The organism is Microbacterium sp. P03, from assembly GCF_043556235.1.
GTDB lineage: Bacteria > Actinomycetota > Actinomycetes > Actinomycetales > Microbacteriaceae > Microbacterium.
The window spans coordinates 1469368-1491608 of record NZ_JBIGIM010000001.1; the positions used below are offsets into that span (position 1 = coordinate 1469368).

Annotated in this window: 22 protein-coding genes and 1 tRNA gene; 6 read left to right on the forward strand and 17 right to left on the reverse strand. The window is 70.1% G+C overall.

Annotated elements, in window-relative coordinates:
* Positions 1-31 precede the first annotated feature (31 nt).
* The 3 genes from ACFXOO_RS07085 to ACFXOO_RS07095 are packed head-to-tail and all read right to left on the reverse strand — an operon-like array spanning position 32 to position 1758.
* The gene (locus ACFXOO_RS07085; protein ID WP_394563128.1) at positions 32-472 is read right to left on the reverse strand and encodes a hypothetical protein; all 441 of its coding nucleotides are present in this window, start codon (positions 470-472) and stop codon (positions 32-34) included.
* A 10-nt stretch (positions 473-482) separates the two neighbouring features.
* Positions 483-1064 carry a DUF1990 family protein gene (locus ACFXOO_RS07090; RefSeq protein WP_378850270.1) on the reverse strand — a complete coding sequence of 194 codons (582 nt, stop codon included), beginning with the start codon at positions 1062-1064 and terminating at the stop codon, positions 483-485.
* A gap of 37 nt (positions 1065-1101) precedes the next feature.
* The gene (locus ACFXOO_RS07095) at positions 1102-1758 is read right to left on the reverse strand and encodes a histidine phosphatase family protein (protein WP_378850267.1); all 657 of its coding nucleotides are present in this window, start codon (positions 1756-1758) and stop codon (positions 1102-1104) included.
* A gap of 163 nt (positions 1759-1921) precedes the next feature.
* On the opposite strand from ACFXOO_RS07095, the gene ACFXOO_RS07100 reads away from it, so the two are divergent.
* The gene (locus tag ACFXOO_RS07100; protein WP_378839900.1) at positions 1922-2506 is read left to right on the forward strand and encodes a GNAT family N-acetyltransferase; all 585 of its coding nucleotides are present in this window, start codon (positions 1922-1924) and stop codon (positions 2504-2506) included.
* Here ACFXOO_RS07100 and ACFXOO_RS07105 read toward each other — a convergent pair.
* Complete coding sequence (locus tag ACFXOO_RS07105) at positions 2503-3690, reverse strand: RNA polymerase sigma factor (protein WP_378840662.1); 1188 nt, start codon at positions 3688-3690, stop codon at positions 2503-2505. The genes ACFXOO_RS07100 and ACFXOO_RS07105 overlap by 4 nt on opposite strands.
* 60 nt (positions 3691-3750) lie before the next feature.
* A complete protein-coding gene (locus ACFXOO_RS07110; RefSeq protein ID WP_378839902.1) occupies positions 3751-4170 on the reverse strand; it encodes a YciI family protein in 420 nt (139 codons plus the stop codon).
* A gap of 218 nt (positions 4171-4388) precedes the next feature.
* Between ACFXOO_RS07110 and ACFXOO_RS07115 the strand changes: the two genes are divergently transcribed.
* Entirely contained in the window at positions 4389-4529 is a 141-nt protein-coding gene (locus ACFXOO_RS07115; protein ID WP_378839907.1) for a hypothetical protein, read from the forward strand.
* A gap of 17 nt (positions 4530-4546) precedes the next feature.
* Here ACFXOO_RS07115 and dinB read toward each other — a convergent pair whose 3' ends face one another.
* Complete coding sequence (gene dinB / locus ACFXOO_RS07120; protein WP_378850265.1) at positions 4547-5743, reverse strand: DNA polymerase IV; 1197 nt, start codon at positions 5741-5743, stop codon at positions 4547-4549.
* A gap of 142 nt (positions 5744-5885) precedes the next feature.
* Between dinB and ACFXOO_RS07125 the strand changes: the two genes are divergently transcribed.
* Positions 5886-6884: an NAD-dependent epimerase/dehydratase family protein gene (locus ACFXOO_RS07125; RefSeq protein WP_394563131.1), complete on the forward strand. Its 999-nt coding sequence runs from the start codon at positions 5886-5888 to the stop codon at positions 6882-6884.
* Here ACFXOO_RS07125 and ACFXOO_RS07130 read toward each other — a convergent pair.
* The 5 genes from ACFXOO_RS07130 to ACFXOO_RS07150 all read right to left on the reverse strand — a co-directional run bounded on the left by ACFXOO_RS07130 (position 6871) and on the right by ACFXOO_RS07150 (position 12469).
* Positions 6871-7695 (reverse strand): undecaprenyl-diphosphate phosphatase, encoded by an 825-nt coding sequence (locus ACFXOO_RS07130; RefSeq protein ID WP_394563133.1) that lies wholly within the window; start codon positions 7693-7695, stop codon positions 6871-6873. The two genes, ACFXOO_RS07125 and ACFXOO_RS07130, sit on opposite strands and share 14 nt — an antisense overlap.
* Before the next feature lie 9 nt (positions 7696-7704).
* Entirely contained in the window at positions 7705-9006 is a 1302-nt protein-coding gene (locus ACFXOO_RS07135) for a M20/M25/M40 family metallo-hydrolase (protein WP_394563134.1), read from the reverse strand.
* Between the two features lie 131 nt (positions 9007-9137).
* Positions 9138-9222 (reverse strand) — tRNA-Leu (locus ACFXOO_RS07140).
* Between the two features lie 80 nt (positions 9223-9302).
* A complete protein-coding gene (locus tag ACFXOO_RS07145) occupies positions 9303-10418 on the reverse strand; it encodes a VIT1/CCC1 family protein (RefSeq protein ID WP_394563135.1) in 1116 nt (371 codons plus the stop codon).
* 179 nt (positions 10419-10597) lie between these two features.
* Entirely contained in the window at positions 10598-12469 is a 1872-nt protein-coding gene (locus ACFXOO_RS07150) for a DEAD/DEAH box helicase (protein WP_394563223.1), read from the reverse strand.
* A 160-nt stretch (positions 12470-12629) separates the two neighbouring features.
* Here ACFXOO_RS07150 and ACFXOO_RS07155 point away from each other — a divergent pair, with 160 nt between their 5' ends.
* The gene (locus ACFXOO_RS07155) at positions 12630-13496 is read left to right on the forward strand and encodes an SGNH/GDSL hydrolase family protein (protein WP_378839920.1); all 867 of its coding nucleotides are present in this window, start codon (positions 12630-12632) and stop codon (positions 13494-13496) included.
* 14 nt (positions 13497-13510) lie between these two features.
* Here ACFXOO_RS07155 and ACFXOO_RS07160 read toward each other — a convergent pair whose 3' ends face one another.
* A complete protein-coding gene (locus ACFXOO_RS07160) occupies positions 13511-14314 on the reverse strand; it encodes a TrmH family RNA methyltransferase (protein ID WP_394563136.1) in 804 nt (267 codons plus the stop codon).
* A gap of 101 nt (positions 14315-14415) precedes the next feature.
* Here ACFXOO_RS07160 and ACFXOO_RS07165 point away from each other — a divergent pair, with 101 nt between their 5' ends.
* Positions 14416-15267, forward strand: a complete 852-nt coding sequence (locus tag ACFXOO_RS07165; protein WP_394563137.1) for a Sir2 family NAD-dependent protein deacetylase — start codon at positions 14416-14418, stop codon at positions 15265-15267.
* A 25-nt stretch (positions 15268-15292) separates the two neighbouring features.
* A complete protein-coding gene (locus tag ACFXOO_RS07170) occupies positions 15293-15889 on the forward strand; it encodes a histidine phosphatase family protein (RefSeq protein ID WP_378839927.1) in 597 nt (198 codons plus the stop codon).
* 14 nt (positions 15890-15903) lie between these two features.
* Here the strand turns inward: ACFXOO_RS07170 and ACFXOO_RS07175 are convergent, their stop codons facing one another.
* The 5 genes from ACFXOO_RS07175 to ACFXOO_RS07195 all read right to left on the reverse strand — a co-directional run bounded on the left by ACFXOO_RS07175 (position 15904) and on the right by ACFXOO_RS07195 (position 22167).
* The gene (locus ACFXOO_RS07175) at positions 15904-16722 is read right to left on the reverse strand and encodes an HpcH/HpaI aldolase/citrate lyase family protein (RefSeq protein WP_394563139.1); all 819 of its coding nucleotides are present in this window, start codon (positions 16720-16722) and stop codon (positions 15904-15906) included.
* Positions 16719-17285, reverse strand: coding sequence for a MaoC family dehydratase (locus tag ACFXOO_RS07180; protein ID WP_394563141.1), 567 nt, complete (start codon positions 17283-17285; stop codon positions 16719-16721). Before ACFXOO_RS07180 ends, ACFXOO_RS07175 begins: the two co-directional genes overlap by 4 nt.
* A gap of 10 nt (positions 17286-17295) precedes the next feature.
* Entirely contained in the window at positions 17296-18450 is a 1155-nt protein-coding gene (locus tag ACFXOO_RS07185; protein ID WP_378839934.1) for an acyl-CoA dehydrogenase family protein, read from the reverse strand.
* A 76-nt stretch (positions 18451-18526) separates the two neighbouring features.
* Positions 18527-20557, reverse strand: coding sequence for an acetyl/propionyl/methylcrotonyl-CoA carboxylase subunit alpha (locus ACFXOO_RS07190; protein WP_394563143.1), 2031 nt, complete (start codon positions 20555-20557; stop codon positions 18527-18529).
* A 5-nt stretch (positions 20558-20562) separates the two neighbouring features.
* On the reverse strand, positions 20563-22167 hold the full coding sequence (locus ACFXOO_RS07195) for a carboxyl transferase domain-containing protein (protein ID WP_394563144.1): 1605 nt from the start codon (positions 22165-22167) through the stop codon (positions 20563-20565).
* Positions 22168-22241: the final 74 nt, after the last annotated feature.

Consider the following 22241-nt stretch of genomic DNA (forward strand, 5'->3'; position numbering starts at 1 on the left):
CTTCGAGGCCGCCCCTCGCACTCGGCCGGATTCAGTCCCCGCCGCCACCTCCACCGCCGTCACCGCTTCCACCGCCGTCTCCGCTTCCACCGCCGTCTCCGCTTCCACCGCCGTCACCGCTTCCACCGCCGTCACCGCTTCCACCGCCGTCACCGCCGTCACCGCTTCCACCGCCCTCGCCGTCACGGTCGTCGCCGTCACGGTCGTTGCCCGCCGCGCGGCCGTGCCCCCCGTCTCCGGTGGCCGCAGGAGATCCGTCCGAGGACCGCGCCGGGGCGGGCCTCGTCGTCGCGCTCTTCTCGAACCCCGCGTAGGCGACCGCGAACGCGATGCCGATCCCCATGCCGATGGCGATGCCGACACCGATGCTGTCCATGACGATCCCCATGACGATACCCAGCACCAAGCCCGTGGGGATGCCGAACGCCCAGGCCTTGGGACTGATCTGAAAACCTTTGCCGTCGTTGCTCATGACAACGACCCTAGGAAGCGCCGAAACGGCGGGCATCCACCGCGAGGGGGAGTTTCACGCGCCTGCGGGGGGGAAATCCCTTCTCCCCGTCGGACCGTGAGGGCATGTCGAGGGCCCTCAGGTAACGGCGGGTCATCGTCGTCTGCACCAGGCGGGCGACCGGGCCGCCGAGACGCGTGAACCACCGCCCGGGAGCGGAGAACGCGGTGATCCGGAAGACCACCTCCCCGGACGGTCGCAAGCGGAGCTCGAAGCGCTCTTCACCCCGTTCCGGGTGGCCGGGGAGCGTCCCGTAGGCGAACCCGCAGAGATCGGTGGTCCTCTCGGCCCACACGACCACGCAGGGGATCCGGAACCCCAGCGGTCCGATCCGCACCAGCATCCGCACGTACGTCCCGGTCCGCAACGGCACCTGAGACAGACGGATGATCGCGCCGGCCCGACGCTGCGCCTGCCCTGCGAGCAGAAGGTCGCAGGTCTGCTCGTAGTCCTCCCTGCCCCGCCCGACCAGGCGTTCGACGCGCACGTGGCGATAGCCGGCGGGCAGTGCGCCGGCGGTCGCGCCGACCTCGGGATAGGTCACATCGGGCATCCGCCCACGGTACGCGCCCAAAAATGCCCTCAGCCGTTCAGGACTCCGAAGGCACGAGTGGCAGCTCGAGTCCGTAGTTCCAGGACATGATGGCCGGCTGCTCACGGTAGTAGCTGAGCACCGACACAGAACCGGCATCCAGCGTGATCTGCGCTCCGAAGCGCGGCGCCATCCGCAGGTACACGGCGGTGAGGATACGAAGGAAATGCCCATGGGCAACGAGCGCGACATCCCCGGTCACCATCGCGGGCAGCACCCTGGTGAGCACCCGCGACGCGCGCGCGGCCACCTCCTCGACGGTCTCGCCGGGCGTGAGCCCCCGGATGACGCCGTGGGTGAAGGCGCTCCAGTTGTAACCCAGCTCGCTGCGGATGTCGCGCGTCGTGCGCCCTTCGTAGCCGCCGTAGTCCCACTCGACGAGGAGGGGATCGACATCGGCGTGCAGGCCGGCGAGCTCTGCGGTCCTGCGGGCACGCTGCAGCGGTGACGTGAGCACGAGCGAGAAGTCGTAGCCCGAGACCAGCTCGCCGGCACCGCGGGCGAGGTCCTCTCCCCGCGAGGTGAGCGGGATGTCCGTGAGACCGGTGTGCCGGCCGCTCTTGGACCACTCCGTCTCGCCATGGCGCAGGAGAACCAGCTTCCCCTTCGGATTGTCGGGGGCGGGTCGGTCGGGCAGCGGATCATTGGTGGCCACACTGCAACCGTATCGTCGACGCGTCGGACTCGACCGACGCCTCTCTTGAAGAGACTCCGCGTTTCGGATTGACTGTGGGCACGCGCCGGCGGGGAGCGACCCGCAGCGGGCACGGACGCCGCGCCCGATGCGGTGCCGGTGCCGACATTTCCCGGAGGTGGGTATGGAGACGTCGCATGTGATCAGGCCGCTCGACCCCGAGACCTATCCGGCGTGGCTGGCCCTCGCCGACAAGCACAACGGGGTCTGGGGCGGATGCTACTGCTCGTACTTCCACGCAGACACGGCGAACACCGTCAAGAGCGAGCACGACGGGCCCACCTTCAAGAAGCGCCTCGTGGCGGAGGGCGTCGCGCACGCCGCGCTCGTCTTCGACGGCGATGACGCCATCGCGTGGTGCCAGTACGGCAGTCCGCTGGAGCTGCCCGGCATCTATCACCGCAAGCAGTACGACGCAGGTGAGACCCGCCCGGCGCCGTGGCGCATCACATGCTTCTTCGTCGACCGCGACCACCGACGATCCGGAGTGGCGCGGGAAGCCCTGGACGGCGCACTCGACCTGATCGGCCACGCCGGCGGTGGTGAGGTGGTGTCGTTCCCGAACGAGCTCGTCCCGGGCAAGCGGACGTCTTCCTCGTTCCTCCACAACGGCACCAGGGCTATGTTCGAGAAGGCGGGGTTCACGTTCGAGCGTCACATCGGCAAGAGCAAGACCGTCATGCGCAAGACGGTCCCGCCGGCGGATTAGTCCCGGACCGCTGCTTTGGCGAGCAGGATGACGCGTTCTTGCGCGTTCATCGTCAACGCGGCCGCCGCGGAGAACTCGGCACGGGCCTCGTCGGCACGTCCGAGTCGCTGCAGCAGTTCACCGCGGACGCTGGGCAGCAGATGCGACCTCTGCAGTCCACCCTCCGATGCCAGCCGATCGACGATCCGCAACGCGGACGCGGGACCGGTCGCCATCGACACCGCCACGGCCCGATTCAACTCGACCACAGGGCTCGGGGCGATCGTTTCCAGCGCTTCGTACAGGATCACGATCTGCGGCCAGTCGGTGTCGTGGACGCTCGGTGCGATCGCGTGGCATTCGGCGATCGCGGCCTGCAGCGCGTATGGTCCGCGACCGCGGCCGAGTGCGTCCGCCCGCTCCAGGGATGCCCGGCCGCGGCGGATCTGCGCGTGATCCCAACGTCCGCGATTCTGTTCGGCGAGCAGGATGGGCCTGCCGTCGGGCCCGACGCGTGCCGGGAAGTGGGAAGCCTGCAATTCCATGAGGGCCACGAGGGCGTGTACCTCGGGTTCCCGAGGCATGAGACCGGAGAGCACCCGGCCGATGCGGAGCGCCTCGTTCGCGAGGTCCGTGCGGATCCACCGATCGCCGGACGTCGCCGCATAGCCTTCGGTGAAGACGAGATAGATCACCGACAGCACCGAACCGAGGCGCGCCTTCCACTCGACGGGCTCGGGTATCGCGAAAGGCACCCGCGCGGCGGACAGCGTCTTCTTCGCCCGGACGATGCGCTGCTGCACGGTCGCTACGGGCAGGAGGAACATGCGGGCGATCTCTTCGGTCGTCAAGCCGCCGATGAGCCGCAGCGTCATCGCGACCTGCGCCTCCCTGGCGAGCACGGGATGGCAGGCGGCGAAGACCAGCCGCAGGACGTCGTCGTCGATCGGCTGCCACTCCTCATCGGGCGGAGCCGCCTCCCGGGCGAGGGAGCGATAGCGGTCGTCGAGCCGTTGCGCACGGCGCCAGTGGTCGATCGCCTTGCGCTTGGCCACGGCGGTGAGCCACGCCCCCGCGTTCCGAGGGACGCCCGCATCGGGCCATTGCCTCAGCGCGTCGACCACCGCCTCCTGCGCCAGATCCTCGGCGAGTGCGACATCCCCCGTCAGCCTCGCCAGCGTCGAGACGATGTGCGCGCTCTCCATACGCCACACCGCGTCCACGGTGCGGCGTACGTCGGTCGTCGCCTCGGGTGACACGACGGTTCAGGCGAGGTCGCCGCGCGCCGCAGCCTCTGCCTTGAGGTAGTCGTTGTCGGCGAAGTCCGCGAAGTCGCTCATGTCGGTGACTCGGCGCACCTCGAGCTTGGACCCGGGACCGAGCGGGCAGCGACTGGCCCACTCGACCGCCTCCTCCTTGGAAGAGACCTGGATGATCCAGAAACCGCTGAACAGCTCGTGGGTCTCGCCGTAGGGGCCGTCCGTGACGATCGGCTCGTCGGCGCTGAAGTCGACGACGAAGTTCTTCGACATGTCATCGGCGAGCCCGTCGCCGGCGAGCATGACGCCGGCCTTGTTCAGCGCCTCGTTGTAGGCGCCCATCTTGTTGATGATGTCCTCGAAGTCGGCGTGCTTGTAGGCCTCGACGGCGGCTTCGGTCGCGCGCATGATCAGCATGTACTTCATGGAGGTGTCCTTCTTCTCGGTGGGCTCGGTCGGGATGACCGCGAACGGCGGGTCGCGATGTGCGCCCTCCTACTATCCCGTCGAACGGGATCCGGCGGAATCGACACCGGATCGAGTATTCGTCGAGATCTTCTTTCTGTCCGACGGCGGGTGGTCGCTGACGCGCCCGGGCACGGGCCCGGGCCACTGGACGGCCGAGGTGTCCGTAGGCTGACGGCATGAACTCGCATGCCGTGGATCCCCGGGTCTGCCCGACCTGCGGCGATGAGCTGCGGTTCGAGATCCTCGACGACGAGAAGTTCCTGGTCGCGTGGTCGTGCGTGCATTGTGGTCTGATCCGCACCACCGAGCCGGTGTGACGACCTCGTCCGCGCGCTCACTCGTGTTCCGGGAGCACCGGCGTCGACCAGCCCGGATCGCGACCGAGCTGCGCCGCGCGGCCCACTGAGGACGCGCCGAAACGATCGCGCACCGCGTCGAGCACCGTGTCCAGTCGCGCGCCGTCCTCCCAATCGATCGGCAGCTCAGGCGGCAGACTGTCGGCGCGGCCCAGCCCCGACAGGGAGATGCCGATGAGTGTCAGGCCGCGGTCGATGATCTCGGGCTGCGCGGCCTCGAGCAGCCCGCGCGCGACCGAGAGCAGGACGGCGGTACGGTCGGAAGGCGAGCCGACGGTGCGCGACCGGGTGGCCTTCTGGAAGTCGCCGTAACGAAGTCGCAGCACGACCGTGCGGCACACCCGGTCGCCGTCGCGGAGGCGCCGCGCGAGCCGATCGACGATCTGCGTCAGGATGAGATCCAGTTCCTCGGCGGTACGCGCGCGGCTGCCGAGCGCACGCTGCGACCCGATGGACCTGCGGCGCCCAGTGGTGTCGACCGGCCGAGGATCTCGCAGCCGTGCCAGGGCGTGCAGGTGCGCCCCGGTCGCTCTGCCCAGGAGCCGCTCGGCGGTTGCGGCTTCGAGTTCTGCCAGCTGTCCGACCGTATTGATGCCCAGGCGGTGGAGCTTCTCGGCCGTCACAGCGCCGACACCCCACAATCGTTCGACGGGCAGCGGAAGAAGGAACTCCTGCTCGCGCTCGGGTTCGACCACGAGCAGCCCGTCGGGCTTGCTCACCGCGCTGGCGACCTTCGCGAGGAACTTCGTGCGGGCGACACCGACCGAGATGGCCAGTCCGACCTCCGTCCGAACCCGTTCGCGCAATCGCACGGCGATGTGCTCGGGTGTGCCCGCGATGCGGCGGAGTCCGCCGACCTCGAGGAACGCCTCGTCGATCGACAGGCCCTCGACGAGCGGCGTCGTGTCGCGGAAGATCGCGAAGACGTCGCGGCTGGCGGCGGAGTACGCTTCCATCCGCGGCGGGACCACGACCGCGTCCGGACACAGATCGCGCGCCTGCCGGGCGCCCATCGCGGTGCGCACGCCGCGTGCCTTCGCCTCGTAGCTCGCCGCGAGCACGACGCCCCCACCGACGATCACCGGTCGGCCGCGCAGCGCGGGCGCGTCACGCTGCTCCACCGAGGCGTAGAACGCGTCGAGATCGGCGTGCAGCACGGTCGCCTCGTCCCGCATGCCCTCCTCCGATCCGTCGTGCGAATCGTCGCACGGACCAGCGACATCACGTCAGCGAGGCATGCCGCGAGAGCGACGGCGACGGATCTGCTGACGGCGAACGTCGCTGCGGCTGTGCGCACGCCCGTGCCACGATGCGGGGATGAACATCCTGGTGCTGGGTGGAACGGCGTGGCTCAGCCATCGCATCGCGTCGATGTTCGTCGACGGCGGGCATGACGTCACCTGCGTGGCACGCGGATCGTCCGTACCTGCCGGCGCGCGACTGGTCAACGCGGACCGCGACGTCGACGACGCGCTCGGTGCGCTCGCCGGCGAGCGATGGGATGCCGTGATCGACGTCGCCCGTCAGCCCGGCCATGTGCGCACCGCAGTTCGAGACCTGGCGTCGGCTGCGGGCATGTACGTGTTCGTCTCGACCGGCAACGTCTACGCCTCGCATCAGGAGGTGGGCGCCGACGAGGACGCCCTCCTGGTCGAGCCGCTCGCGGCCGACCACTTCACCGACCCCGAGCAGTACGGTGCCGCGAAGGTCGCCTGCGAGGAGGCCGCCCTCGCGGCCTTCGGCATCGACCGGGTGCTGATCGCCCGCGCCGGCCTCATCGGCGGACCGGGCGACCACACCCAGCGCACGAGCTATTGGCCGTGGCGATTCGCGCACCCTGCCGCCGAGCACACCGTGCTGGTCCCCGACGCGCCCGAGCTCCCCACCGCGGTCATCGACGTCAGGGATCTCGCGGCCTGGCTGGTGCGATGCGTCGAAGGCGGAGTGACCGGCATCTACAACGCGATGGGTCCCGTCCTTACGTTCCCCGCGCACCTCGCGGCCGCGAGCGCGGCCGCCCGCAGCAGCGCGATCGCGGTGCTCGCACCGGAACCCTGGTTGCAGGAGCACGACGTGTCGGAGTGGGCGGGTCCGCGTTCGCTGCCCCTGTGGTTGGTCGACCGGTCGTGGTACGGCTTCAACGGGAGATCGAACGCCCGCGCCGTGGCGGCAGGGCTCACCCTCCGCCCCCTCGTCGAGACGCTGGAAGACGGACTGGCCGAAAGGGCGGCGCATCCGCCGGACGTCCACCTCGCCGGCCTGACCGACGCCGACGAACGCGCGCTGATCGGCGAGCTCGAACTCAGGGCTGAATGACCCCCGTGGACAGCAGGACGATGACCACCACGCCGAGGGCGATGCGGTAGACGACGAACGGCAGGAAGCTGTGCCGGGAGATGTACTTCATGAAGAACGCGATCACCGCGAGCGCCACGACGAACGCGACGACGGTCGCCGCCAGCGTCTCACCCAGGGTGTACACGCCCGGCACGTCGTAGCTCTTGTACAGCTGGTAGAACCCACTGCCGAACACGGCCGGGATCGCGAGGAGGAAGGCGTACCGAGCGGCCGCCGCCCGCTCGAACCCCATGAAGAGTCCGGCGGTGATGGTTCCGCCGGAGCGGGAGACCCCCGGGATCAGCGCGAGTGCCTGGGCACCGCCGAAGATCGCGCCCTGACCGATCGTGATGTCCTGCAGCTTGCGCTTCTTCGCTCCGATCATGTCGGCGATGCCGAGCAGGACGCCGAAGAGGATCAGCATCGCGGCGACCACCCACAGCGAGCGGAACACGGTCTCGATCTGGTCCTGCAGCAGCAGTCCCAGCACGACGATCGGGATCGACCCGACGATGATGAGCCAGCCCATGCGCGCGTCGGGATCGTTGCGCGGGATCTTGCCGAAGAGCGCCCGGAACCACTGTCCGATGATGCGGACGATGTCACGCCAGAAGAAGATCACCACCGCCGCTTCGGTGCCGATCTGCGTGATCGCGGTGAAGGCGGCCCCCGGATCTTCCGCCCCGGGGAGGAAGGCGCCGAGGATGCGCAGGTGCGCGCTGGAGGAGATCGGCAGGAACTCGGTGAGCCCCTGTACGAGACCCAGCAGGATCGCCTCGAAGAAGTGCATGGATGCCTCTCAGTACGTGCGGAGCAGATCGGTGAGCACGGCCTGGCCGAAGACGAGGGCGTCCAGGGGGACGCGTTCGTCGACGCCGTGGAACATGCCCGTGAAGTCGAGCTCGGCGGGGAGCTTGAGCGGCGCGAAGCCGTACCCGGCGATCCCGAGCGTCGCGAGGGCCTTGTTGTCGGTGCCCGCGCCGAGCAGGTACGGGATGACGGGCACGCCCGGATCATGACGACCGAGCGCTCCCACCATGGCTTCCACCAGCGCGCCGTCGAAGGGGACCTCGAGGCCGATGTCGCGAACGACCATCTCGATCTCGATGTCGTCGCCGACGATCTCGCGGATTCGAGCGAGCACCGTCTCCTCGGTCCCCGGCAGCACCCGCACATCGATCAGCGCCTCCGCGCGGTCGGGGATGACGTTGTGCTTGTATCCGGCCGACAGCGCCGTCGGGTTGGTGGTCGTCCGCAGCGTCGAGCGGATGAAGGCGGATGCCGCGCCCGTCGTGTCTGCGAGTTCGTCGGGGGTCGCGGCATCCGTGTCGGACAGTTCGGCCAGGCGGCCCAGCAGCTGCTCCGTCGTCGTCGTGAGCTCGATCGGCCACTCCGTGCGGCCGATCGCCTGGACGGCCTCGGCGAGACGCGTGACCGCGTTGTCGGGGTGGAAGCGGCTGCCGTGGCCGGCCCGACCGCGCGCGACGAGCCGGATCCACATGAGCGCCTTCTCACCGACCTGCAGGAGGTAGGCGGTGCGCTCGCCCACCGAGATGGAGTAGCCGCCGACCTCGCTGATGGCCTCGGTCGCGCCCTCGAACCATTCCGGACGATCGCGGACGACCAGGGCGGAGCCCTCGACCCCGCCGTTCTCCTCATCGGCGAAGAACGTCACGATGATGTCGCGCCGGGGAGCGTCGCCCGAGCGCACGATATCGGCGACGGCCGTGAGGATCATCGCATCCATGTTCTTCATGTCGACCGCACCGCGCCCCCACAGCATCCCGTCGCGGATCTCGCCCGCGAACGGATCGACGCTCCAGTCCTCGGCGATGGCGGGGACGACATCGAGATGGCCGTGCACGATGAGCGCCGGCAGCGAGCGATCCCTGCCCGCGATGCGGGCGCTGACGTTGGTCCGCCGCGGAACCGGCTCGTAGTACTGCGGGGTGAGGCCGAGTTCGGAGAGGTAGGCGCCGACATACTCCGCCGCCTCCCGCTCGCCCTGAGACCGGCCACCGCCGTAGTTCGTGGTGTCGATGCGGATCAGGTCCCGTGCGAGGCGCACGACCTCGGGAAGGTCGATGTCTGGCGAGGGCATGCGGACTAACCTACCGGCGCCGGCCAGGTGCGCATGACAGGGTGCAGACCCTCTCGGCGTCACGCCGCTGCCATCGTCCGGAGAACGAGAAAGACCCCCCGGAAAAGCATCGGGAGGTTTTTCTCGTTCTGTGCGCGAAGGGGGACTTGAACCCCCACGCCCGTAAAGGGCACTAGCACCTCAAGCTAGCGCGTCTACCTATTCCGCCACCCGCGCATGGGTGTGTGGTTGTCACCAACCGAAGATCGAGCCTAGCACGTCGTGCGCAGGCCCGAAAATTGCGGCCGGGCCCACGTCTACCCCATGGAGACGCCGAACAGCAGGCCCAGCGCGTACGTGATCGCGGCCGCGCCGAACCCGATGACGAGCTGTCGCACAGCCCGTCGCAGCGGCGGACCGCCGGAGAGCAGGCCGACCATCGCGCCCGTCGACAAGAGGGCGACGCCCACGAGGAACAGCGCCAGCACCACGGCCCACACCCCCGTCAGTCCGAAGATCCACGGCAGCACCGGGATGATCGCGCCGGAGGCGAAGAACAGGAAGCTCGAGCCCGCGGCACCCCAGTCGCTGCCCACGACCTCGTGCGCTTCGACGACCTCGGCGGGGCGCCGATACGGTTCCGAGCCGTCCGCCGCTTCCTGGGCGGCGCCGATCACCGCGCGCGCGCTGACGATGGCCTCGTCGGCCGACATACCGCGCGCGCGGTAGACGAGGGCGAGCTCGTTCGCGTCGAGGTCGAGGTGCGGCAGAGCCGCATCCGCGTAGTTGTTGGGCTCGGTCGCGGCGAGCAGCTCGCGTTGGGAGCGCACCGAGACGAACTCCCCCGCGCCCATCGACAGCGCGCCGGCCAGCAGGCCGGCGACCCCGCTGAACAGCACGAACCCCGGTGCGACGCCCGTGGCACCGATTCCGAGGACGAGCGCGAGGTTCGAGACGAGCCCGTCGTTCGCGCCGAACACCGCCGCGCGGAAGGTCCCCGACAGGCGGCGGCGCCCTCTCGCCGCGAGCCCTCGCACGACCTCGTGGTGGATCTTCTCGTCCGCGGCCATCGTGGTCGTCGCGAACGGGTCGTCGTCGTAGGGTGAGCGTCCTTCGGCGTTCTGCGCGAGGGCGAGCACGAAGATCGACCCGAATCGCTTCGCCATCCAGCCGAGCACGCGGGTGCCCACGTCGGGGGCGGGAAGTCGCTTCGGCTCGCCGCCCAGCAGTCCCAGCCAGTGCGCTTCATGCCGGCCCTCGGCGTCGGCGAGCGCTTGGAGGATGTCGCGTTCCTCCCCCTCGCGACGACCCGCGAGAACGCGGTACACCTGTGCTTCGGCACGCTCGTTGACGAGGTACTGCGCCCACCGGCGGCGATCGCGAGCGGTCGGCTCGGCGGTCGACGGGACGGGCGGCTGTGCGGGCGCGCTCAAGGGAGCCTCCAAGGCTGCGGTGCGGGGAACGCCATCCACGCTAGCCAGCGGGCCGTCGCTGTCATGCCTTCAGATCGGGATTGCCAGGATTTCGGGCTTCCGAACGGCGCGGCATCCGACCGAGAACCGGAGAAGCGCCGGAGACAGGACGGCTACCGCGACGACCCGTGATCCGCGAGCTACGAACGCACCCGCGAACGCAGGACATCGATGCGCGACTGCAGCTGGGCGACGGTCGCCGCGGAGACGGCCGGGCCGCCGGTGATGCGCCGCAGCTCGGCGTGCACGGCACCGTGGGGCTCGCCGCTCTGTCGCGCGTACAGCCCCACGAGGCTGTTCAGCAGCTGCCGCTGCTCTTTCAGCGTGCGATGCAGGGCAGCGGGGAGCGCGGGTTGGACCGGTTCACCGGATGCTGCTTCCTGCGCCTCGCGCGCGCTCCGGTGACGCCCCTGGCGCGCCTGCCGCTGCATGAGCAGATCGTGCACGTGCTCGGGTTCGAGCAGCCCCGGCAGCCCCAGGAACTCCTCTTCCTCCGGCGTGCCGGGGACGGCGAGCTGCCCGAACTCCTTGCCGTCGAAGAGCACGCGGTCGAAATGCGCGTGGGAGGCGAGCGCCTGGTACGTGAAGTCGTAGGTCAGGGCGTCGGATGCCGATTCCCCGCGCTCTGCGGCATCCATCGCGTCCTCGTCCAGCGACCACTCGTCGTCGCCGGTGCTGTCGCGGTCGAGGGCGTGGTCGCGCTGGCGCTCGAGCTCGCTCGCCAGGGCCAGCAGCTGCGGCACGTTCGGAAGGAACACGCTTGCGGTCTCACCACGTCGACGAGCGCGGACGAAGCGTCCGATGGCCTGTGCGAAGAACAGCGGAGTCGACGCGGAGGTCGCGTAGACACCCACGGCGAGCCGCGGCACGTCGACGCCCTCCGATACCATGCGCACCGCGACCATCCACCTTGAGGTGCTCTGCGAGAACGTCTCGATCCGAGAGGACGCCTCGGACTCGTCCGAGAGGACGACGGTCGGCATCTCGCCCGTGAGTTCGTTCAGAATCGTCGCATACGCGCGCGCAGCCGTCTGATCGGTCGCGATCACCAGACCCCCCGCGTCGGGCACCTGCTGGCGCACCTCGGAGAGACGCCGGTCGGCCGAGCGCAACACCGCCGGGATCCATTCGCCCTCGGGATCGAGCGCGGTCCGCCACGCCTGGGCGGTGATGTCCTTGGTGTTGTCCTGGCCGAGATGGGCCTCCATCTCATCGCCGGTCTTGGTGCGCCAGCGCATCTTGCCGGCGTAGACGAGGAAGATGACCGGACGCACGACGCCGTCCTCGAGAGCCCGCTGATAGCCGTACGCGTAGTCGGAGCGCGAGAGACGGATGCCGTGCGGGTCGGGGTGGTACTCCACGAACGGGATCGGTGCGGTGTCACTCCGGAACGGTGTGCCCGACAGAAGGAGCCGGCGCGTCGCGCGCGCGAACGCCTCCCGCAGGGCCTCCCCCCAGCTGAGGGCGTCACCGCCGTGGTGGACCTCGTCGAGGATGACCAGCGTGCGCGCATCGAGGATCAGCCGCTCGTGCACCGACGATTTGGTCGCGACCTGCGCGTAGGTCACCGCGACGCCGTGGTAGTGCCGACCGGGGGCGGCGTGACGGTTGCTGAAGGCGGGATCGAGCCGGATGCCGACGCGGGCCGCGGCATCGGCCCACTGGGTCTTCAGGTGCTCGGTCGGGGCGACGACCACGATCCGCTCGATCACCCGCCGGCGCATGAGCTCGCTCGCGAGGCGCAGGGCGAACGTCGTCTTGCCCGCGCCGGGGGTCGCCGCCGCGAGGAAGTCCCGTGGGCCGGAGCCGGGGCCGTCCGGTCCGTCCAGTCGGAAGTACAGGTCGAGTGCCTCGACCTGCCACGCCCGCAGCCGCTGCGCGGTGCCCCACGGCGCACGCTGCGGGTAAGCCGGCGACAGATGCTCGGCGGCGAACCCGCCGAAGTGCTCTCCGTCGCCGGGCGAGGCGGCGTCTCCGCCCGCATCGTTCGCGCCCGGCCGATCGTCGAGCATGCGCTCGGGAGCCGCTGAATCGTCGATCGTGGGCCCCCTTTCCCTGCCGTCACCCCGGCGGGGGCGACTCACCACGATAGACGAGAGCGCTGACATCCGGGCCCGGTGCATGTCACCGAGTGGGGATACTCTCGATCCAGACCGCTGACGGAGGACGCACATGCCAGAGTCGGACGACACCACCCCTCGCCCCCTTTTCATCGACAATCAGACCCCGCACCCGTGGCGCCGGTACGTCGCCCTCGGCGACTCCTTCACCGAAGGCATCGGCGACCCGGACCCCGAGTCGCCCGACGGGCACCGCGGATGGGCCGACCGCGTCGCCGAGGTGCTCGCATTGCAGGTCGACGACTTCGCCTACGCCAACCTCGCCGTGCGGGGAAAGCTCATCGCGCAGATCGTGGCCGACCAGATCGAGCCCGCACTCGCCCTCTCCCCCGACCTGATCACCCTGTCCGCCGGCGGGAATGACGTGATCCGCCCGGGCGCCGACCCCGACGCGATCGCCGCCCAGTTCGAGGACGCGGTGATCCGCCTGAGCCGCGACGGGGCCACGATCGTGGTGTTCACGGGCATCGACACCGAATTCACGCCCGTGTTCCGCGGCATCCGCGGCAAGGTCGCGATCTACAACGAGAACATCCGCGCGATCGCCGAACGCCATGACTGCATCGTGGCCGATCAGTGGGCGCTCAAGGAGGTGCAGGACATGCGTTTCTTCGATGACGACCGCCTGCACTACAACGCGCTCGGTCATCACGAAGTCGCGCGGATGGTGCTGCGCACGCTCAACGTTCCGAACGACCTGCAGGCGATGCAGCCCGACACCCAGCCGCTGCGCACATGGCGGCAGGCGCGCAGCGTCGATCTGGTGTGGGCGCGGTCCTACCTCATGCCGTGGGTGCTCCGGCGACTGCGGCATCAATCGTCGGGCGACGAGATCTCCGCCAAACGGCCCCAACCACTCCCCATCATCACCCTCGCGCCGGGGACGGACGCCGCGGCCCCCCGCGGCGAGCAGGTCTGACTCGTCCGGTCTCGTCAGCGGAGCGCCCAGAGCGCCACCGCCGACGCCGCGGCGACGTTGAGGGAATCGACCCCGCCGGCCATCGGGATCGTCACCACGGTGTCGGCGACGGCCAGGGCCTTCCTGCTCAGTCCGTCGCCCTCGGCCCCCATTATGAGCGCCACGCGTTCCGGACGTCGAGCGGCGAACTCGTCCAGCGGCACCGCTTCATCGGCGAGGGCCAGAGCGGCCAGGACGAAGCCCAGGTCCTTCAGCTGCGGACCGGCCTCCCGCCACTCCGGGAGTCTGGTCCACGGCACCTGGAACACCGTCCCCATGCTCACGCGCACGCTGCGGCGGTAGAGCGGGTCGGCGCAGCAGGGCGAGACCAGCACGGCGTCCGCGCCGAGACCCGCGGCTCCACGGAAGGCCGCGCCCACGTTGGTGTGGTCCATGATGTCCTCGAGGATCAGCACCGTGCGCGCTCCGCGCACGACGTCGGCCACCGCGAGCGGTGATGGCCGGTGCATCGCCGCGAGCAGCCCACGGTGCACGGCGTATCCGGTGACGCTCTCTGCGAGGTCGGCGGAGACGACGAAGACCGGCACGTCGTCGACATCCGCGGCGAGCAGTTCACGCACATCCGCCAGCCACTTGTCCTGTACGAGCACCGATCGCGGACGGTGGCCTGCCGCGATCGCCCGGCCGAGCACCTTCGCCGATTCGGCGATGTACAGCCCTCCGGCGGGCTCCAGCACGCGGCGCAGCGCGACGTCCGTCAGATCCCGGTAGTCCGCCAGGCGCGGGTCGTCCGCCTCCACGATGGTCTCGATGTGCATGATTCCTCCTCGCCCACTCTCGCAGGTCACCCGGCCGGCACTCCGTGTAACCTCCGCGAAAAGCGCGGCCCGTATGCTCGAAAGTGCGAGGAGGTGAGCGCATGTCGGCACTGGTCGGATTCGACCCGCAGACGACGGCGATGGTCGGGCGCGCCATCGATGCGCTCGCCGGCCGCCGCGTGGCGATCGTCACGGGTGCCGGCGTGTCCACCGACTCGGGTATCCCGGACTACCGCGGGAAAGGTGCGCCCACCCGCACCCCGATGACAGTCGACCAGTTCTACGCGAGCGACGCCGCCCGACGGCGTTACTGGGTCGGGTCGCACCTGGGCTGGCGCGCGTTCGCGGCGGCCCAGCCCAACGCGGGGCACGAGGCGATCGCCGATCTCGAGGCCTCCGGGATCGCCACGGGCGTCATCACCCAGAACGTCGACGGGCTGCATGTGCGCGCGGGCAGCCGCAGGGTCGTCGAGCTGCACGGAACCATGCGCCGGGTGTTCTGCACGCACTGCGGTCAGGTGTTCGACCGCCGCGACCTCGCGGTCCGGGTGGAACGCGAGAACCCGTGGATCGGGGTCGACGAGGACGTCATCCTCGGGCCGGACGGAGACGTGTCACCCGAGACCGCGGACGGCTTCCGCGTGCCTGACTGCAGCGTCTGCGGAGGCATGCTCAAGCCGGACGTCGTGTTCTTCGGCGAGTTCATTCCCGCCGAGAAGTTCCGCGAAGCGGAGCAGCTGGTCCAGACCAGCGAGGCGCTCATCGTGGCCGGGTCGTCGCTGGTCGTGAACTCCGGCATCCGCTTGGTGGAGCGCGCGCGGCGACGGAAGCTCCCGGTCGTCATCCTCAACCGCGGTGCGACCCGCGCCGACGGCAAGGCCACGGTGAAGGTCGATGCGGGGACGAGCGAAGTCCTCAGCGCCCTCGCGGTGGCCCTGCCCGCCGCTCGGTGAGTGCCGGCGCGCTTAGGCTCGAAGCGTGACTCTTCTCACCCTCGTCCGGCACGGTGAAACCGACTGGAACCGGGACCGCCTGATCCAGGGGTCGACGGACATCCCCCTGAACGACACCGGCCGGCAGCAGGCACGGGATGCCGCGGCGGCGCTCCGTGAGGATCTCCCGCGTCATCTGCCCGTCGTGGTCGTTTCGAGCGACCTGTCGCGCGCACGGGAGACGGCCGAGATCATCGCGACAGAGCTGGGGACGGCGGCTCCCCGTCCGTATGCCGACCTGCGCGAGCGCGCCTACGGAGAAGCGGAAGGACTCGACGTCGACGAGTTCCGTCGGCGCTGGGGCGACTGGAACAGCGCCGATGTGCCCGGCGCGGAGACCCGTCTGCAGCTGCGCGATCGTGCACTGCGGGGGCTGCGTCGTGTCGTGCATGACACGCGCGCGGCGACCGGCGCGGGCGGGGCGACGCTGATCGCCGTGGCCCACGGAGCCCTCATCCGCGAAGTGCTCCTCCATGCGAGTGCGGGAGAGTTCCCACCCCCGGGCGTGCGTCTGGCCAACGGCTCCGCCCACCCGATCCTGTTCGAGCGAGACCGTCTGCGCCTGGCGTCCCCCGTCGCCTGAGTCGCGCTCCGCTCTCAGGCGGACTGACCCGCGCGCCCGAGGAGCGCGCGGGCGTGCCGCAGCACCGGCTCGTCCACCATCCGTCCCTGGTAGGTGAACACACCCCGCTCCGTCTCCGCCGTGCCCAGCACGCTGCGCGCCCAGACGATGAGTTCCTCGTCGGGCCGGTAGGCGGCCCGGATGACGGGCACTTGGCTCGGGTGGATGCACGCGGTGGCCGAGAAACCGGATGCCGCGGCATCCGTGGCCTCGACCCGCAGCCGTTTCACGTCGGCGATGTCGAGGTGCACGGCGTCGATCGCCGCCTTGCCTCGCGATCCGGCGGCCAGGAGTACCCGCGACCTGGCGACGCGCGCGACGTCCCGGTAACGTCCGTTCGGCTTCCGGCTCGAGGAGCCCCCGAGGCTGGCGACGAGGTCTTCGGCACCCCACATGAGCGCCACCACCTGCTCGTGGGCGGCCAGCTTCTCGGCGGCGGCGACCCCGCGCGCGGTCTCGCAGAGCGCGACGATCGAGTAGCGGCCGTCGATGGCGGAGAGTTGCTTCGCGCTCTCGGCCTTGGCGACCATGACCCTGCGGTAGTCGGTCTGTGAGAGCGTGGCGATATCGGCCACGAATGCGTCGGTGCCGGGGGGGTTCACACGGACGATCACGCGCTCGGGGTCGAGTTCGGACTCGATCAACGCTCCGCGCGCCGCGACCTTGGCACCGGGCGCGACGGCGTCCTCCAGGTCGAGGATCACGGCGTCGGAGCGCTCGACGGCCTTCGCGAAGCGCTCGGGGCGGTCGGCGGGACAGAACAGCAGCGCGGGCCCGAGCGCGAAGGCGGTCACGGGGCGTCCACGGGGTCGGGAGACGCCTGACCGGCGGTGGCGTTGCGGCACGCGGCATCCGTTCGCCACATGAGCGCGGCCCGCGTCGCCGTGGCCACCACGGTGTCGTCCTGGTTGCGTCCGGTGTGGCGCAGCGTCACGACGGCCTGACCCGGACGCGACGAGGAGTCGCGCACCGCGACGATCTCGGTGTCGACGTAGAGGGTGTCGCCCGCGAAGAGCGGCGCGGGGAAGGCGATATCGCTCAGTCCCACCTGCGCCACGAGCGTGCCCTGCGTCAGTTGCGAGACGGATGCCCCGACCATCGTGGCGAGCGTCCACATCGAGTTCATCAGCCTCTGCCCGAACGGCTGGGTCGCCGCGTAGGCGGCGTCGAGATGCAGCGCCTGCGTGTTCATGGTCAGCGAGGAGAACAGCACGTTGTCGGCCTCGGTCGCGGTGCGACCGGGGCGATGCAGATAGCGGGCGCCGACCTGCATCTCATCGGCGAACAGGCCCCGCTGCACGACCCCGTGCGGGGACGCGAGCGGTTCGGCGGTAACGGCGGAGTCTTCGGATGCCATGGCGATCACGCTACCCGTCGAGCCCGAGCGACCGCGCGATCACCAGGAGCTGCACCTCGGTGGTGCCCTCGCCGATCTCGAGGATCTTCGAGTCGCGGTAGTGGCGCGCGACCGGGTACTCGTTCATGAAGCCGTTGCCCCCGAAGATCTGGGTCGCATCGCGGGCGTTGTCCATCGCCGCGTCGCTGGCCGTCAGCTTGGCGATCGCGGCCTCGGTCTTGAACGGCTTGCCGGCGTCGCGCAGACGGGCCGCGTAGTGCCACGCGAGGCGCGCGTTGTGCACGCGCAGCTGCATGCGGGCGATCATGAACTGGATGCTCTGCCGGGTCGACAGCGTTTCGCCGAAGACGGTGCGCTTCTTCGCGTAGTCGACGGCCGCCTCCAGGCACCCCTCGGCCGCACCCGTCGACAGCGCGGCGATCGCAATGCGCCCCTCGTCGAGGATGTGGAGGAAGTTGGCGAACCCTCGGCCGCGCTCGCCCAGCAGATTCGTCGCCGGCACGCGGGCGTCGACGAACGTCAGCGGGTGAGTGTCGGAAGCGTGCCACCCGACCTTGTCGTACCCCGGTCCCACGGTGAAGCCCTCGGTACCGCTGGGCACGATGATGGTCGAGATCTCCTTGCGGCCGTCACGCTCGCCGGTCACGGCCGTGACCGTCACGAATCTGGTGATCGCCGTTCCCGAGTTCGTGATGAACTGCTTCGACCCGTTCACCACCCACTCCTCCCCCTCGGCCCGCGCCGTGGTGCGCGTCGCACCCGCATCCGAACCCGCCTCCGGCTCGGTGAGCCCGAAGCCCGCCAGCGCCCGTCCTGCCAGCAGATCGGGCAGCAGCTCCTGCTTCTGCGCGTCGGTGCCGAACCGGAACACGGGCATCGCCCCCAGGCTGACGCCGGCCTCGAGCGTGATCGCGAGGGACTGGTCGACGCGGCCGAGCGCTTCGATCGCGACGCAGAGCGCGAAGTAGTCCCCGCCCTGGCCGCCGTACTCCTCGGGGAAGGGCAGCCCGAAAAGCCCCATCTCCCCCATCTGGGCGACCACGTCCAGCGGCAGGGTGTGCGTGCGGTCCGCCTCGTACGCCTGGGGAGCCACGACCTCCTCGGCGAACTCGCGCACCATGTCGGCGAGCTGCTGCTCGTCATCGGTCAGATCGTCGTACTTCATGGTGTCCTCCAGGATCGGGAGCGGGGGCGGATGCCTCGTGGGCGTGTGCGACGGTGGGTCGGGGTCAGGCGGCGTGTCATGGCGCGGTCACCCGTGCGAGGACCTGGTCGCGGCGCACCTGTTCGCCGATCGCCACCCGCAGAGACACGATGCCGTCGTGCGGCGCGACCAACGGCTGCTCCATCTTCATCGCCTCGATGGTCACGACCCGCTCGCCCGTCCGCACGCGGGCGCCGTCCGCGACGTGCACGGCGACCACGGCCCCGGGCATCGGCGCCCTGAGGTCGGGTGAGGCCGAGGCATCCGCTCGTTCGCGGGTGGCGAGCCGGTGCAGCTTCGCCTCGCGTCGCGTGATCGGGCGCAGCGTTGCCGTGACTCCGTCGGCATGCACCCACAGCAGGCCGTCTGCGTCTCGGGCGAGACGGATGCCCTGCTCCGCCGCCGCATCGGATCGGGCCGGTTCGTCTGTGCCGTCTCGATCCTGCCGTCCGTTCCGAGGTCGGAAAGGCACGGATGAATGGACGATGCCGCCGTCCGACGTGAGGAACCACGTCGTCGTGGCGACGGCCGACGCGCCGAGTCGCCACCCCGTCGCGGTGCGCCAGAGAACGGATGCCGCCCGTTCCCGACTCGAGGACGGCGAGCCGACCTGCTCGGCGCGCGTCTCGAACCGCGCCGCCGCCGCGAGCGCCCGCACCGACGGCGCCGGGTCGACGAACGGCGGCAGGCGATCGATCAGACCCGTGTCGAGGTCTCCGGCCCGCACGGCCGGATCCGACAGCAGCTCGCGCAGGAAGCCGATGTTGGATTCGACACCGAGCAGGACCGTCTCGGCGAGACCCCTCTCGAGCAGGGCGAGCGCCTCGGCGCGGTCGGTCCCGTGCGCGATGACCTTCGCGATCATCGGATCGTAGTCGGCGGTGACGACCGATCCGGTCTGCACCGCGGCATCCGCCCGCAGTCCTGCGCCCGGCTCCCAGCACAGGACGCCGCCCGTCGCCGGCAGGAAACCGCGCGACGGGCTCTCGGCGTACACCCGCGCCTCGATGGCGTGGCCGTTCCACGGGACGTCCTGCTGGGCGATGCTGAGCGGTTGACCCGCGGCCACACGGACCTGCTGCTCGACGAGGTCGACACCGGTCACCATCTCGGTGACCGGATGCTCGACCTGCAGGCGCGTGTTCATCTCGATGAAGAAGAAGTCGTCGGGGCGATCGCCGGCCACGAGGAACTCCACGGTGCCCGCGCCCCGGTAGTCGACGGATGCCGCAGCCGCGCAGGCAGCGGCTCCGAGGCGTTCGCGGGTCTCCGCATCCACCACCGGCGACGGCGCCTCCTCGACGACCTTCTGGTGCCGGCGCTGAAGCGTGCACTCCCGCTCGCCGAGATGGATGACGGCGCCGTGCGTGTCGGCCAGCACCTGCACCTCGATGTGGCGGGGGCGCTCGATCAGCCTCTCGAGCAGCAGTGTGTCATCGCCGAACGCCGCGGCGGCGACGCGGCGTGCGGCGGCGAGGGCTTCCGGCAGCTCGGCGGGTTCACGGACGACCTGCATACCCTTCCCCCCGCCGCCGGCCGACGGCTTGACGAGCAGGGGGAAGCCCGTGCGCGCCGCGGCGGCGGCGATCTCCCGGTCCGACATGCCGACGGCGCTGAAACCGGGCACCGTCGGCACCCCGTGCCGCTGGACGTGCTCTTTCGCACGGATCTTGTCGCCCATCACATCGAGGGCCTGAACCGTGGGGCCGATGAACACGATGCCCGCCTCTTCGCAGGCCGCCGCGAACGCGGTGTTCTCCGACAGGAACCCGTAGCCCGGGTGCACGGCCCGAGCGCCGGTCTGCGCAGCCGCCGCGAGGACCGCGTCGATCGAGAGGTAGGACTGCCGCGCGGCCGCGGGCCCGATGCGCACGGCGACGTCCGCTTCGAGCACGTGGGGGGCGTCGGCGTCGGCGTCGCTGTAGACCGCGACCGAGCGGATGCCCAGGCGACGGAGCGTGCGGATGACCCGGCGTGCGATCTCGCCGCGGTTGGCGACGAGCACGGTGTCGAACAGCGCAGTCGGAGACACATCGTGTCGCGTCGCGCGGTCGGTGATCGGGGGCATCGCCGTCACATCCGGAAGAGGCCGAAGCGGGGTTCGGGAAGCGGCGTGCGGGAGACGATGTCGAGGGCCAGCCCGATGACCGACCGGGTGTCGGCGGGATCGATCACGCCGTCGTCCCATAGCCGCGCGGTCGCGTAGTAGGGACTGCCCTGCTCGTCGTAGCGCTCGCGGATCGGCGCCTCGAAGGCCGCCTGCTCCTGTGCGGACCACTCCTCGCCGCGCCCTTCGAGCTGGTCGCGCTTGACGGTGGAGAGGACGGATGCCGCCTGCGGCCCGCCCATCACCGAGATGCGGCTCGCCGGCCAGGTCCACAGGAACCGCGGAGAATATGCCCGTCCGCACATCGAGTAGTTCCCGGCGCCGAACGAACCTCCGATGACGACCGTCAGCTTGGGCACGCGCGTGGTGGCCACGGCGGTGACCATCTTCGCGCCGTCCTTCGCGATCCCGCCGGCCTCGGCATCGCGTCCCACCATGAATCCCGAGATGTTCTGCAGGAAGAGCAGCGGGATGCCGCGCTGGTCCGCCAGTTCGATGAAGTGGGCGCCCTTCTGCGCGGACTCGCCGAACAGCACGCCGTTGTTCGCGATGATGCCGACCGGGTGGCCGTGGATGCGGGCGAACCCCGTCACGAGGGTGTCTCCGTATTCGCGCTTGAACTCGTGGAGGTCGCTGCCGTCGACCAGACGCGCGATGACGGCTCGCACGTCGTAGGGCTGGTTCACGTCGACGGGCACGACGCCGTACAGCTCGTCGACAGCGGACAGCGGCTCGACCGCGGGAACCACCTCCCAGGCGGGGACGGGAGGAAGCGGCAGGGTCGCGACGATGTCGCGCACGATCTCGAGCGCGTGCTCGTCGTCCTCGGCGAGATGGTCGACGACGCCGGATCGGCGCGCGTGCAGCTCGCCGCCGCCCAGTTCCTCGGCGGTCACGATCTCGCCGATCGCGGCCTTCACGAGCGGCGGCCCGCCGAGGAAGATCGTGCCCTGCCCGCGGACGATGACCGTCTCGTCGCTCATGGCCGGCACATACGCACCGCCCGCAGTGCACGAGCCCAGCACCGCGGCGATCTGCGGAATGCCCGCCGCCGACATGCGCGCCTGGTTGAAGAAGATCCGTCCGAAGTGGTCGCGATCGGGGAACACCTCATCCTGCATGGGCAGATAGGCGCCCCCGGAATCGACGAGCGCGATGCACGGCAGCCGGTTCTCGAGCGCGATCTCCTGCGCGCGCAGGTGCTTCTTGACCGTCATCGGAAAATAGGTCCCGCCCTTCACCGTCGCGTCGTTGCAGATCACCATCACCGGGCGACCGTGAACGAGCCCGATGCCCGCGATCACCCCCGCTGCCGGCGCGCTGTCCTCGTACAGCCCCGTGGCGGCGAGCGGCGCCACCTCGAGGAACGGGCTGCCCTCATCCAGCAGACGGGTGACACGGTCGCGCGGCAGCAGTTTTCCTCGCTCCGTGTGCCGGCGACGCGATGACTCGGGACCACCGACGGATGCCGCGGCGAGCCGAGACCGCAGGTCCTCCGCGAGTGCCGCCTGGGCATCACGGGTGCGCTCGAACAGCTGTCGATCGATCACAGGAAGGTCGATCACCGCCATGCGCGTCTCCTTCGACGTCACGATCCGGTCACGCGGGTTGTCCGCCCGGGCTGTCTTTGGTTAGTGTTCACTAA

Coding starts and splice junctions, on each gene's coding strand:
- ACFXOO_RS07150 (WP_394563223.1), bottom strand. CDS start 12,469: ATGCTCGACGATCGGCCGGGCGCGAACGATGCGGGCGGAGACGCCGCC.
- ACFXOO_RS07130 (WP_394563133.1), bottom strand. CDS start 7,695: ATGCACTTCTTCGAGGCGATCCTGCTGGGTCTCGTACAGGGGCTCACC.
- ACFXOO_RS07180 (WP_394563141.1), bottom strand. CDS start 17,285: ATGGCATCCGAAGACTCCGCCGTTACCGCCGAACCGCTCGCGTCCCCG.
- ACFXOO_RS07110 (WP_378839902.1), bottom strand. CDS start 4,170: ATGAAGTACATGCTGATCATGCGCGCGACCGAAGCCGCCGTCGAGGCC.
- ACFXOO_RS07100 (WP_378839900.1), top strand. CDS start 1,922: ATGGAGACGTCGCATGTGATCAGGCCGCTCGACCCCGAGACCTATCCG.
- ACFXOO_RS07160 (WP_394563136.1), bottom strand. CDS start 14,314: ATGCACATCGAGACCATCGTGGAGGCGGACGACCCGCGCCTGGCGGAC.
- ACFXOO_RS07115 (WP_378839907.1), top strand. CDS start 4,389: ATGAACTCGCATGCCGTGGATCCCCGGGTCTGCCCGACCTGCGGCGAT.
- ACFXOO_RS07155 (WP_378839920.1), top strand. CDS start 12,630: ATGCCAGAGTCGGACGACACCACCCCTCGCCCCCTTTTCATCGACAAT.
- dinB (WP_378850265.1), bottom strand. CDS start 5,743: ATGCGGGACGAGGCGACCGTGCTGCACGCCGATCTCGACGCGTTCTAC.
- ACFXOO_RS07185 (WP_378839934.1), bottom strand. CDS start 18,450: ATGAAGTACGACGATCTGACCGATGACGAGCAGCAGCTCGCCGACATG.
- ACFXOO_RS07125 (WP_394563131.1), top strand. CDS start 5,886: ATGAACATCCTGGTGCTGGGTGGAACGGCGTGGCTCAGCCATCGCATC.
- ACFXOO_RS07085 (WP_394563128.1), bottom strand. CDS start 472: ATGAGCAACGACGGCAAAGGTTTTCAGATCAGTCCCAAGGCCTGGGCG.
- ACFXOO_RS07165 (WP_394563137.1), top strand. CDS start 14,416: ATGTCGGCACTGGTCGGATTCGACCCGCAGACGACGGCGATGGTCGGG.
- ACFXOO_RS07090 (WP_378850270.1), bottom strand. CDS start 1,064: ATGCCCGATGTGACCTATCCCGAGGTCGGCGCGACCGCCGGCGCACTG.
- ACFXOO_RS07105 (WP_378840662.1), bottom strand. CDS start 3,690: ATGGAGAGCGCGCACATCGTCTCGACGCTGGCGAGGCTGACGGGGGAT.
- ACFXOO_RS07195 (WP_394563144.1), bottom strand. CDS start 22,167: ATGGCGGTGATCGACCTTCCTGTGATCGATCGACAGCTGTTCGAGCGC.
- ACFXOO_RS07135 (WP_394563134.1), bottom strand. CDS start 9,006: ATGCCCTCGCCAGACATCGACCTTCCCGAGGTCGTGCGCCTCGCACGG.
- ACFXOO_RS07190 (WP_394563143.1), bottom strand. CDS start 20,557: ATGCCCCCGATCACCGACCGCGCGACGCGACACGATGTGTCTCCGACT.